An 11,707-nucleotide genomic window follows, 5' to 3' on the forward strand; every position below is an offset into this window, starting at 1 on the left:
GTTAATAGATAAAAGCTCCAGCGGAGCGAAATACTCGATCATTCAAAAAAAATTATCTAATTTTCAAATTGTCGAATTATCTAATTCCCAAATTGTCACATTTTCTAATTAAAAAAAAAACTAAGGATACCGGATATCCGACCTGTGATACGATTTGTGGATCGTAATCCTGAATTTTCGTAAATGGATATCCATATATGATATTTTAGATTGTTGATTTCAGATTGGAATTCAAAATTTAAAAATTTGAGATTTTTTTCTCCATTATCTAATTTTCAAATTGTCACATTATCTCATTAAGAGTAAACTTCCTCATTAACACAAAACGGCATTTTTTTATTTTCAAAAAGCGCTATTATATTTTGCGCGGCACAAACCGCCATTCCGTTTCTCGCTTCATAAGTTGCTGAACCAATGTGCGGTAAAATACAGCAATTTGGCAGAGACAATAACGGATTATCAGATTTCATGGGTTCAGGATTGGTAACATCCAGTCCGGCACCCCAGATTGTATTATTTGTTAGCGCCTCAAACAAATCGGCTTCATTATGAAATTTTCCTCTTGCGGTATTGATGAAAATCGAATTCGGTTTCATTTTGGCAAAAGTACTTTTGTTGAAGAGTTCGTTGTTTTCAGCTGTGTAACTTGCATGAACACTTAAAACATCACTTTCAGCAAGTAAGGTTTCAAAATCTACAAATTTAGCATCCAATTCTTTTTCGGTTTCTTCTTTTCGGGAACGATTATGGTAAATAATGTTCATTCCAAATGCGGCTTTGCATTTTTGAGCCATTTCGAAACCAATTCTTCCCAAACCCAATATTCCTAAAGTTTTGCCATACAGTTCCTGTCCCAAATTAGCTAACGGATCAAAACTTCCCCATTGGTCATTTAAAATCCTCTTATAATTGAAAAATGATTTTCGGGCTGCGCTCTGCATCAATAAAAAAGCAACATCAGAAGTGGCTCTGCTTAAAACGTCTGGTGTATTTCCAACAGGAATTTTTCTGCTGTCTGCTGATGGAATATGAACCGAGTCAAATCCCACAGAAAACAAAGCTATACCTTTTAAATTAGGGCATTGCTGAAAAAAATCTTCATCTAAATTATTGGTTCCAACATTTAAAAGAACATCATTTTTCTGGCAGATTTTTATAAACTCTTCTCTCGATAAGATATTCTCCGTTGGATTTATAGTCAGATTAATGCCTTTTTCCTGAAGTAGTTTTATGCCGGCTTCCGGTATATTTTTATTGATAAAAACGTTCATTGTGTTGTTGTAATTTTTATGAAGGTTTATTGATTCTTCCTGTTTTTTTATCATATCCGTACGGACAGTGGCGACAGCCGCTTTTACAGCAGTAACCTCGTTTTAAATGATGTTTTTCAGTAAAGCATTTATAACCTTCAGGCGTATAGTAAAAATCTTCTCCTTCGATTAATTTATTTTCATTACTTTGCTCTTTCATAAATCTGCTTCGTGTTCTTTTTCGAATAATTAAAATCAAAAATATAAATATTTGATTATGATTTTATCGGAATCGAACAATTTTAGAACTACAAATTTATAAATTTTACAGCCAATGTTTCTGATTGTTGCCAAATATTTAATTCCGAAAGGATATCGCGGAATGGCTGTATTTCCGTTTGTAATTGCAAAATATGAGTTTGACAAGACTAACGAAGTTTTCGTTAATCATGAAAAAATTCATTTGAGACAGCAGTTAGAACTTTTAGTGATCCCATTTTTTGTGTGGTATTTTTTAGAATATTTAATTCGTCTGATCCAATATAAAAATGGCGTTTTGGCGTATCGAAATATCAGTTTTGAAAGAGAAGCTTATACAAATGAAACCAATTTAAACTATTTGAAAAACAGATCTTTTTTTCAGTTTCTGCATTACATCAAATTAAAATGAATCCAATTTACAATCAATCCATAAATATCCAGTTTCCGAATTCTGTTTCGCTGACCATAAAACGCGAAGATTTAATTCATCCTTTTGTGTCCGGAAATAAATTCAGAAAGTTAAAATACAACCTGCTTCAGGCGAAAGCCGAAAACAAAGACACCTTACTGACTTTTGGCGGGGCATTTTCTAATCATATTGCAGCTGTGGCTTATGCAGGAAAAGAACAGGGTTTGAAGACTATCGGAATTATTCGCGGAGATGAATTGTTTGATAGAATAGAGGAAAACCCCACTTTAAAATTTGCACAGGAAAACGGAATGCAGTTTGACTTTGTTTCGAGAGAATACTATCGTTTAAAGAGTGAAACGTCTTTTATAGAAAAACTAAAAGATAAGTTTGGTGATTTTTATTGGGTTCCCGAAGGCGGTACAAACGAACTAGCAGTAAAAGGCTGTGAAGAGATTCTGACTGATGAAGATTCGGGTTTTAATTACATTTGTTGTGCAGTTGGAACCGGAGGCACAATTTCGGGATTAATCAATAGTGCATTACCAAATCAGCAAATTTTAGGTTTTCCGGCGTTAAAAGGTGACTTTTTAACCGATGAAATTCGTATTTTTGCAAAAAAAGATAACTGGAATTTAATTTCTGACTATCATTTTGGAGGTTATGGCAAGATAAATTTAGAATTAATAGAATTTATCAATGCTTTTTTTGAAGAAACAAAAGTGCCCTTAGATCCAATTTATACAGGAAAAATGGTTTTTGGCGTTATAGATTTAATCAGCAAAAATTATTTCCCTGAACATTCAAAAATTTTACTCATTCACACAGGCGGATTACAGGGAATTGACGGAATGAATATAAAGTTGAAGCAGAAAAAATTACCAATACTCAAAACCAATGATTAAAAAAATTGTATTGCTCTTTACAGTACTAGTTTTGGCGAGTTGTTCTTCAAGCAAGCCTGCTATCGCGACGACTCAAAAAGCAGCAGCCCAGAAAGCGAGAGTTGCGGCAGCTAAGAAACCGGTAAAAACCGTTAAAAATTATCCTTCTACCAATAATACAACTGAGGTTATTCAATCTACATCAAAAACAGTTGTCACCAACAGCGTAATTACAGACTATGTATTGCAATATAAAGAAATTGCAATGGGAAATATGAAAACCTACGGAATTCCGGCAAGTATCATTTTGGCTCAGGGAATTTTAGAATCGGGTGCGGGTAAAGGAGATTTAGCAGTGGAAGCCAATAATCATTTCGGAATAAAATGTCACAAAGACTGGCTGGGAGAAAGTGTTCGCCACGATGATGATGCCGCTCAGGAATGTTTCAGAAAATATCCGCAGGCATCAGAATCGTACAGGGATCATGCTTTGTTTTTAGTTGGGAAAAAAAGATATGAATCGTTGTTTACTTATGAAAAAGACGATTACAAAGCCTGGGCAAAAGGTTTACGGGCATGCGGCTATGCCACAGATCCAAATTATCCGGAAAAATTAATCAGCTATATCGAGCGCTATAATCTTCATCAGTACGATTGTCAGGTTACCGGAAAAAATTATACGCCTATTAATACAGCAACTTCTGTGAAAAACAATCCGTCGAATTCGAATTCAAATGACCCCAACTTATATGAAGTACAAAAGGGAGATACTTTGTATTCGATTTCGAAGAAGTTCAATTTATTAGTGGATGATTTGAAGAAAAAGAATAACCTGACAGATAATGCTATTTCGATTGGGCAGAGGCTTAGGGTTAAGTAGTCAGTGTTCAGTTTTTAGTGTTCAGCCTGAGTTTTTAGTAAATGAAGAAGAAAGTATTAATTGTAGTTGTTATTTTCGCAGTTGTTCTCACTATTAGGCTTTTTTGTGGGGTTTATGAGCATGATGAATTTGCAGAAACAAATTTTTTCATAAAACATCGGCCAGCGTGGAAATGGAGATTTTATTCTCCAACAGGAATGTCGGATTTGAAAATGGAAGATCTTTCAAAAGAAGAACAAACAGAACAAAAATATTTCAATGAGTTTGTAAGAGACCAGGGTTTAAGTCGATAAATCTAAAATCTGAACTCAAAAATCTAAATTAAAAAATGTTATATAAAAGAAGTAGTCAGCTTTTTGCTGAAGCAGAAAAAGTAATTCCGGGAGGAGTAAATTCACCAGTAAGAGCATTTAAAGCCGTTGGCGGAACTCCAATTTTTGTAAAAAGTGCCAAAGGGGCTTATTTATATGATGAAGACGGAAACAAATTAATAGATTACATCAATTCCTGGGGACCAATGGTTTTAGGTCATGCTTATGAGCCGGTTGTGGATGCGGTTATTGAAAAAGCAAAACTGGGAACTTCATTTGGAATGCCTACCGAACTTGAAACCGAAATTGCTGCTCTGGCCGTTTCTATGGTCCCGAATATCGATAAAATACGTTTTGTAAATTCAGGAACAGAAGCTTGTATGAGTGCTATTCGTCTGGCAAGAGGATTTACAAAAAGAGATAAAATCATCAAATTTGCAGGCTGCTACCACGGACATTCTGATTCATTTCTGATTCAGGCCGGAAGCGGAGCTGTAACTTTTGGTTCACCAAACAGTCCGGGAGTTACAGAGGGAACTGCAAAAGATACTTTATTAGCCAAATACAATGATTTAGAAAATGTCAAAACATTGGTTGAAGCCAATAAAGGAGAAATTGCAGCGATTATTATCGAGGCAGTTGCGGGAAACATGGGCTGTATTCCGCCTCAAAAAGGTTTCCTGGAAGGTTTGAGAGAATTGTGTACAGCAAACGGAATTTTATTGATTTTTGATGAGGTAATGACAGGTTTTCGTTTAGCTCGTGGCGGAGTTCAGGAATTATACGGAATAGATGCTGATATTGTGACTTTTGGAAAAGTTATTGGCGGCGGGCTTCCGGTTGGAGCTTTTGCTGCCCGTGAGGAAATAATGAATCATTTAGCGCCTCTTGGCCCGGTTTATCAGGCAGGAACTTTATCTGGAAATCCGTTAGCAATGGCAGCGGGACTGGCAATGCTGAAAGCTTTAGATAATGACAGAGCCATTTTTACCCGTTTAGAAGAAAAAACAGCGTATTTAGAAGCTGGAATTGACAGCGTTTTAAAAGCCAACAATATTGTTTTCACAATCAATAGAGTAGGTTCGATGATTTCGGTTCACTTTGATGCAGATCCGGTTACCGATTTTCAAACGGCTGCAAAAGGGGATAACGAAACGTTTAAGAAATTCTTCCATGGATTATTGCAGGAAGGGGTTTATATTGCGCCATCGGCTTATGAAACCTGGTTTATTACAGATGCATTGACTTACGAAGATTTAGATTTTACAATCAATGCAATTGATAAAGTATCAAAAACATTTTAATAAAAAAGGAGGCTTTTAAGCCTCCTTTTCTTTTAGAACCAGATTATTTTTTTTCTTTTTTATACTCTTTCATTTTGTCTTTACGCTCTTTTTGAATAGCGGTCCATTTTTTATACTGATCTGCATTTAGAATCGATTTCATTTTGGTATCAAATGCTTTGTGATCTTCCTCCATTTGTTTTTTCATAGCTTTTTTGTCAGCTTCAGAAGGTGGTATACCCGATTCTTTTCTGCTTTTTTTCAGCATGGCCATTTTAGTGCTTCTGTCTGATAAAAGTTCACTCACTTGTTTTTGCTGATCTGCATTTAAGTTTAAATCCGTGGTTAACTTTTGTAAATGGGCCTGATCACGTTCCTGAGGGTTTTTGAAATGACCTTTGTGGTCTCCTTTTCTGCCGTGGTCTTTGTGCTCTTTTTTAAGAGCCGTCCATTTAGCATATTGATCCGCATTTAAAATAGCTTTCATTTTAGCATCAGTTGCTTCTTTGTCGGCTTTCATTTGTTTTTTAAAAGCCTCTTTTTCTTCGGCAGTCGGTTTGGTTTTATTGTTTTTTCTGTCTTCTCTGAATTTTTCGGCTTTGGCACTTCTTTCTGCTATAAGCTGTTTTACCAGTTCCTGTTGTTTTTTATCCAGATTCAGATCAGAAGTCATTTTTTGAAGATGCTTCTCATTTCGCTGTTCCGGAGTTAATTTTTCTTTTTGATTACCTGCAGGTTTCTGATTGGTTTCCTGTGCAAAACTTACCATTCCAACGAACAATAAAGCTGCCATACATAATTTTTTCATTTTTCGTTTTTTTAAAGGTTTATGGCTATTAGACTTTGACGGTTTTATTAAGTTTAATCGAATTTTCGGGTTTATCTTTTATTTAACAGAAAGTATTAATGAAAATATAATGACAGACATAAATAAAAAAGAGGCCTTAAAGCCTCTTTCTGTCAATCTTGTTTAATTATTTTCTTTTCTGTATTCTCTTATTTTTTCTCTGGCTTTGTCTTTGTTTTTTTCCTGTATCGACTGCCATTTGGTATACTGATCGGCATTTAGAATTGTTTTCATTTTAGCATCGTTGGCTTCTTTTTCGGTTTTTAATTCATTTCTAAGTGCTTCTCTATCGGCAGCTGTTGGTTTTACACCGCTTTCTTTCTGGTCTTTTCGGGCTTCTCTCAGTTTTTCGGCTTTGGCACTTCTTTCAGCTAAAAGCTGTTTTACCTGAGTCTGCTGACTGGCATCTAAACTCAATTCAGAAGTTAATTTCTGTAATTGTTTTTCATTACGCTGTTCCGGAGTTAATCTTTCGCGTCCGGCAGCCTGATCTTCCTGTGCAAAACCGGTTATTCCGGCCAGTAATAATACTGCGATTAGTAATTTTTTCATGATTTATTTCTTTTAAAGGTTATGGCATTTAGACTTTTCCAAAACAAAAAGGTTTAATCCTGTTTGTAAAACAAGATTTTTATTGCATTGATATGGAATTGATTAAAGTATAATACGGGTAGTATTGAAAATATTTTCTTATTTTTAGTGTACCAACAAATTTAAAACCTGAAGAATACCATTATGAGTAAAATTGCCTTTTTTTCGACCCAGCCTTACGATAAAACCTTCTTTGATAAGTACAATACCGACTTTGATTTTGAGCTGGATTATTATGAAACACAGTTAAATCCGCAAACCGTCATTTTAATTGAGAATGCTTCTATTGTTTGTGTTTTTGTAAACGATATTGTAAATGAAGCGGTAATTAAACAGCTGGCGGAGAAAAATGTAAAAATAATTGCTTTACGCTGTGCTGGTTTTAATAATGTCGATCTGGAGGCGGCTAAAAAATACAACCTGAAGGTATGCCGTGTTCCGGCCTATTCGCCGCAAGCGGTGGCAGAACATGCTATGGCGATGATCCTGACTTTGAACCGAAAAACACATAAAGCTTATAATCGTGTCCGCGAGCAGAATTTTTCTTTAAACGGATTGTTAGGTTTTGATTTATTTGGAAAAACAATTGGTATTATCGGGACGGGAAATATTGGAAAAGCCTTTGCTAAAATTGCGCTGGGTTTTGGCTGTAAAGTAATGGCTTATGATATTGTGACGAATGAGGAGATGGTTAAGGACGGTGTGTCTTTTGTTGAACTGGAAGAAATTTTTAAATCAAGTGATATTATTTCGCTTCATTGTCCGCTGAACGATCAGACGAAACATGTAATCAATAAAAGGTCTCTTGTTTCAATGAAAGACAATGTGATGATTATCAATACAAGCCGCGGCGGATTAATCGAAACGGGGAGTGTAATTGAAGGTTTAAAAGAAGGTAAAATAGGCTATTTGGGAATCGATGTTTACGAACAGGAAGAAAAGCTGTTTTTCAGGGATTTATCGGCAGATATTATTCAGGACGATGCGATTCAGCGACTGATGAGTTTTCCAAATGTATTGGTAACGGCACACCAGGCGTTTTTTACCAATGAAGCTTTAACGCAGATTGCATTGGTAACATTTAATAATATAAAATCGCTGCTGGCGGAAAATGATATTGAAAATAAAGCGGCTTTGCTGGTTTAAAATTATTCTCTAAGTTAAACCCAACAGGTTTTCAAAACCTGTCGGGTTTAGCAAATATTTGAAAAATATTAGATTATGAAAAATAAAATTGTAATTCTAATCGGAATTTTGACATTGTACTCTTGTCAAAATAAAAACGAATCGAAAAATATCATCAAAACCATTGTTCAGGATACTTTATCGAAAACCATAGGTGGAACAGCTAATTTGAGTGATGCACCACCCAGAGATGATAAAGCTGTCGCCTTGATTCGGAAACAATTGAATATTTTGCTTAAAAAAGATCTGCCGGCAATGACAAAAGACGATCGTTATTTTTATTACCAGGCTTTTGATTTAAATAATGATCATAAAAATGAATATTTCGTTGGGTTTTCCAATGCTTATTTCTGTGGAAGCGGAGGTTGTTCGGGTTACATTTTAAATGCAGACGGAAGTGTGATCAATCATTTTACGGTGACTGATTTTCCAGTTTATGTAACGACATCAGTAACTGAAAAATTTTATGATCTTTTAATGAAAAGCGGGGGTCTGCTACATCATGTTAAAATGAAAAACGGTAAATATCCTTCGAATCCTTCGGTGCAGGAAAAATGGAAAGGAGATGTTCCTAAAGAAAGTACAGAGGTTCTGGATATCTACAATCAGAAAATGGAAAAGTACTCGTTTTAATCTGATTATTTTAAATAGCAAACCCGACAGGTTTAAAACTGCCGGGTTTGAATGTTAATATTATTCAATTAGATACTACAAGTTTATAATTGAATGTGTTATTTATTATCTGGTGGGCAGATATAAAAAGAAATTGGGAATTTTGTTCTTAATTGATTAATAATGTTTTTATCATCAATTTCAAAAGTAACATTTTCACTTTCTTTTAAGTCACTAAATACTGAAGTCATCAGTTCTTCATATCTTATTGTTAATACCTTATCTTGAGGTGCAGGTACATCAAAAAATACACCAGTATCAATTCTTGTATCTCCAGCAAACCACCCGTTTGGGGTTAAATGCCAATCTGTATATTCTCTACTTAATGCCATTTTTTATAATTTAAAAAATATAAATGATTTACTTTTTTATCCTACTAATAAAACATATTTAATATTTTCATCTTCTTGAAGATGTACTTTTGCTAATCCTAATGAAGTTAAGTTTTTTATAGCCTTGTCCCATTGCTTGTTGCTTAATCCAGAACTTACTTTTAAATCATTTAGAGGTATACGAAGATTAAGCTTCAAATCTTCAAAAATTTTCTTTTCTTCTAAACTTAATTCTACTTGCTTTTTCTCAGGACGCATTTGCGGGAACAATAAAACTTCCTGAATAGAGGCATTGTTTGTTAAATACATAATCAAACGGTCCATTCCAATTCCCATTCCGGATGTTGGAGGCATACCGTATTCAAGAGCTCTTAAGAAATCTTCATCGATAATACCGTTTGCTTCATCATCACCTTTTGCTGCTAAACGCATTTGATCTTCAAAACGTTCTCTTTGATCAATTGGATCATTTAGTTCAGAATAAGCATTTGCAATTTCTTTACCACAAACCATTAATTCAAAACGTTCCGTCAAATCTGGATTATCACGGTGCTCTTTACAAAGCGGAGACATTTCTTTTGGATAATCTGTAATGAAAGTTGGCTGAATATAATTTCCTTCACATTTAGCGCCGAAAATCTCATCAATTAATTTTCCTTTACCCATTGTTTCGTCAACTTCGATTCCCATTCCTCTTGCCGCTTCAAACAATTCTTGTTCCGTTTTTCCGGAAATATCAAAACCAGTAAAATGTTTGATAGAATCGGTCATCGTAACACGTGCATAAGGCGCTTTAAAGTTGATTTTGTGCTCACCAAAAGTAACCTCGCTTGTGCCATTTACAGCAATTGCACAGTGCTCCAATAAACCTTCAGCAAAATCCATCATCCAGTTGTAGTCTTTGTAAGCTACATATATTTCCATTGCAGTAAATTCAGGATTATGGGTTCTGTCCATACCTTCGTTACGGAAGTTTCTGGAAAACTCATAAACACCTTCGAATCCACCAACAATTAATCTTTTTAAGTATAACTCATTTGCGATACGCATGTAAAGCGGAATATCAAGAGAGTTATGATGCGTAATAAATGGTCTTGCCGAAGCACCACCGGGAATTGACTGTAAAACCGGAGTATCTACTTCAAGATATCCTGCATTATTAAAATACTCTCTCATAGCCGTGAACAATTTAGTTCTCTTAAGGAAAGTTTCTTTAACCTGCGGATTTACTGTTAAATCTACATAACGCATTCTGTAACGCAACTCAGCATCTTTAAAAGCGTCGTGTACATTTCCATCTGTGTCAACTCTTGGCAGTGGAAGAGGACGTAATGTTTTGCTTAAGAAAGTAAAACCTTTTACACGAATACATTGTGCACCTACCTGAGTAGTAAACAATTCTCCTTCAATACCAATAAAATCTCCTAAATCGGTTAATTTTTTGAAAACAGTATTATATAAGGTTTTATCGTCACCTTCACACAAAACATCACGAGTCACATACAATTGAATACGACCTTCGCTATCTTGCAACTCAGCAAAACAGGCTTTACCCTGATCACGAACACTCATCAAACGTCCGGCAACGATAACCTTTTTACCTTCCTCAAAAGTTTCCTTTATCTGTTTTGAAGTATGATTTACTGGAAAAAGATTAGCTGGATAAGGATTGATTCCCAGATTGCGTAAGTTTTGAAGTTTTTCTCTTCTGATGATTTCTTGTTCTGATAATGCCATTTTGTGCTATTTTTTTAAGTGCGCAAAGATAAAGAAAAGAATGCAGATTTTAGAATGCAGATTTTAGATTTTTTGAAGCATCAATTTATTGGGTTTCAATGACCTTTAGTCCCGCTATCCGCTTGTATCTTTTCGTTGCTAAAGAAGCAGGAAAAACAATACCGCTTCAAATGAAATTCACTGAACTCCTTTGAAAATAAATTTTATGGGAAGTAATCGGGGCCGGATAAGAGACTTTTGTTTTCAGCAGTACTTTTAATTGTAAGAAAATTAAATAAAAAACTAATTATCTTAGCATCTTTTAAAATCAAAACCTTTTACAAAAAATGAAATATTTAGTAATTATATTACTTGTGATTTTAGCATCAGGCTGTCAGATTACAGAAACCCTTACAATCAACTCTGATGGAAGCGGCACCATAGAAACAGAACAGATTCGGGATGAAAACAGTTATATGCAACTGGCAGGAGGAGAGTATTCCCGTGAAAATATATATCAGGATACAACCTATGTTTTTCAGGATTTTATTGATAAATACAATGAGAACTTTGTAAAATATAAAACAGAAGAACAGCAGTTATTCCAAAAATATGCCAGGGTAAAGGTGCATCTGAAAAAGAGTTCTTTCGAAAAAGAATTTAAAAATAAATTTTCGCTGCATTTTGATAAAGTTTCAGAAATTCCGGATTTATTTAAAACCGAAGATTATGCGTCGGATATTCAGCATAATTATGCTCTTACGGCAGAAAATCATTATTACAGAATAGTATATGATTTTGATGGGAAAATTTTTAAACGGTCTGTTTCTGTTATTAACACGGCTGAATTAGAAAAAGCGAAAGAACAATCTGAAAAGTTTTTGGAACGCTATAACAATATGAACCTGATGCAGACTTACACTTTGAAATATCGTTTTCCGGGAAATATCAAATCTGTTTCTAATCCGGATGCTTTTATTAGTTCAGATAAAAAAGAGTTAACGGTAGAATTTCAACTTTCAGCATTTTATGGAAATCCTGAAAAGACAAATCTGGAAGTTGTTTTAGAATAAAAATTAAAATAAT

General features: G+C 34.6%; 14 protein-coding genes. 8 read left to right on the forward strand and 6 right to left on the reverse strand.

All coding sequences use genetic code 11. From position 1 onward, the window contains the following. Positions 1-296: 296 nt before the first annotated feature. Both ACODST_RS15040 and ACODST_RS15045 read right to left on the reverse strand, forming a co-directional pair. Positions 297-1,271, reverse strand: a complete 975-nt coding sequence (locus tag ACODST_RS15040) for a 2-hydroxyacid dehydrogenase (protein ID WP_488932933.1) — start codon at positions 1,269-1,271, stop codon at positions 297-299. Between the two features lie 16 nt (positions 1,272-1,287). Further along, on the reverse strand, positions 1,288-1,470 hold the full coding sequence (locus ACODST_RS15045; RefSeq protein WP_012023986.1) for a C1orf53 family protein: 183 nt from the start codon (positions 1,468-1,470) through the stop codon (positions 1,288-1,290). A gap of 114 nt (positions 1,471-1,584) precedes the next feature. On the opposite strand from ACODST_RS15045, the gene ACODST_RS15050 reads away from it, so the two are divergent. From ACODST_RS15050 to hemL, 5 genes are read left to right on the forward strand one after another with little or no spacing between them, the layout of a single operon-like run. Next, positions 1,585-1,920: a hypothetical protein gene (locus ACODST_RS15050; RefSeq protein WP_488932934.1), complete on the forward strand. Its 336-nt coding sequence runs from the start codon at positions 1,585-1,587 to the stop codon at positions 1,918-1,920. Next, a complete protein-coding gene (locus tag ACODST_RS15055; protein WP_488932935.1) occupies positions 1,917-2,825 on the forward strand; it encodes a 1-aminocyclopropane-1-carboxylate deaminase/D-cysteine desulfhydrase in 909 nt (302 codons plus the stop codon). The genes ACODST_RS15050 and ACODST_RS15055 overlap by 4 nt, the downstream gene beginning before the upstream one ends. Further along, positions 2,818-3,684: a glucosaminidase domain-containing protein gene (locus ACODST_RS15060; protein WP_488932936.1), complete on the forward strand. Its 867-nt coding sequence runs from the start codon at positions 2,818-2,820 to the stop codon at positions 3,682-3,684. The genes ACODST_RS15055 and ACODST_RS15060 overlap by 8 nt, the downstream gene beginning before the upstream one ends. A 41-nt stretch (positions 3,685-3,725) precedes the next feature. Further along, on the forward strand, positions 3,726-3,977 hold the full coding sequence (locus ACODST_RS15065) for a hypothetical protein (protein ID WP_488932937.1): 252 nt from the start codon (positions 3,726-3,728) through the stop codon (positions 3,975-3,977). Positions 3,978-4,012: 35 nt separating this feature from the next. Next, complete coding sequence (gene hemL / locus ACODST_RS15070) at positions 4,013-5,299, forward strand: glutamate-1-semialdehyde 2,1-aminomutase (protein WP_488932938.1); 1,287 nt, start codon at positions 4,013-4,015, stop codon at positions 5,297-5,299. 43 nt (positions 5,300-5,342) lie between these two features. On the opposite strand, the gene ACODST_RS15075 is transcribed toward hemL, so the two are convergent. Beyond that, a complete protein-coding gene (locus ACODST_RS15075; RefSeq protein ID WP_488932939.1) occupies positions 5,343-6,086 on the reverse strand; it encodes a DUF4890 domain-containing protein in 744 nt (247 codons plus the stop codon). 162 nt (positions 6,087-6,248) lie between these two features. Then, a complete protein-coding gene (locus tag ACODST_RS15080; protein ID WP_488932940.1) occupies positions 6,249-6,677 on the reverse strand; it encodes a DUF4890 domain-containing protein in 429 nt (142 codons plus the stop codon). Positions 6,678-6,860: 183 nt separating this feature from the next. Here ACODST_RS15080 and ACODST_RS15085 point away from each other — a divergent pair, with 183 nt between their 5' ends. Next, entirely contained in the window at positions 6,861-7,862 is a 1,002-nt protein-coding gene (locus ACODST_RS15085; RefSeq protein WP_488932941.1) for a 2-hydroxyacid dehydrogenase, read from the forward strand. 75 nt (positions 7,863-7,937) lie between these two features. Next, on the forward strand, positions 7,938-8,534 hold the full coding sequence (locus ACODST_RS15090; protein WP_488932942.1) for a hypothetical protein: 597 nt from the start codon (positions 7,938-7,940) through the stop codon (positions 8,532-8,534). Positions 8,535-8,632: 98 nt separating this feature from the next. Here ACODST_RS15090 and ACODST_RS15095 read toward each other — a convergent pair whose 3' ends face one another. Both ACODST_RS15095 and lysS read right to left on the reverse strand, forming a co-directional pair. Then, positions 8,633-8,905 carry a hypothetical protein gene (locus ACODST_RS15095; RefSeq protein ID WP_488932943.1) on the reverse strand — a complete coding sequence of 91 codons (273 nt, stop codon included), beginning with the start codon at positions 8,903-8,905 and terminating at the stop codon, positions 8,633-8,635. A gap of 36 nt (positions 8,906-8,941) precedes the next feature. Then, positions 8,942-10,642 carry a lysine--tRNA ligase gene (gene lysS, locus ACODST_RS15100; protein ID WP_488932944.1) on the reverse strand — a complete coding sequence of 567 codons (1,701 nt, stop codon included), beginning with the start codon at positions 10,640-10,642 and terminating at the stop codon, positions 8,942-8,944. Between the two features lie 326 nt (positions 10,643-10,968). On the opposite strand from lysS, the gene ACODST_RS15105 reads away from it, so the two are divergent. Next, the gene (locus ACODST_RS15105) at positions 10,969-11,694 is read left to right on the forward strand and encodes a hypothetical protein (RefSeq protein WP_488932945.1); all 726 of its coding nucleotides are present in this window, start codon (positions 10,969-10,971) and stop codon (positions 11,692-11,694) included. The last annotated feature ends 13 nt before the right edge of the window (positions 11,695-11,707 follow it).

The organism is Flavobacterium sp. FG19, from assembly GCF_057809475.1.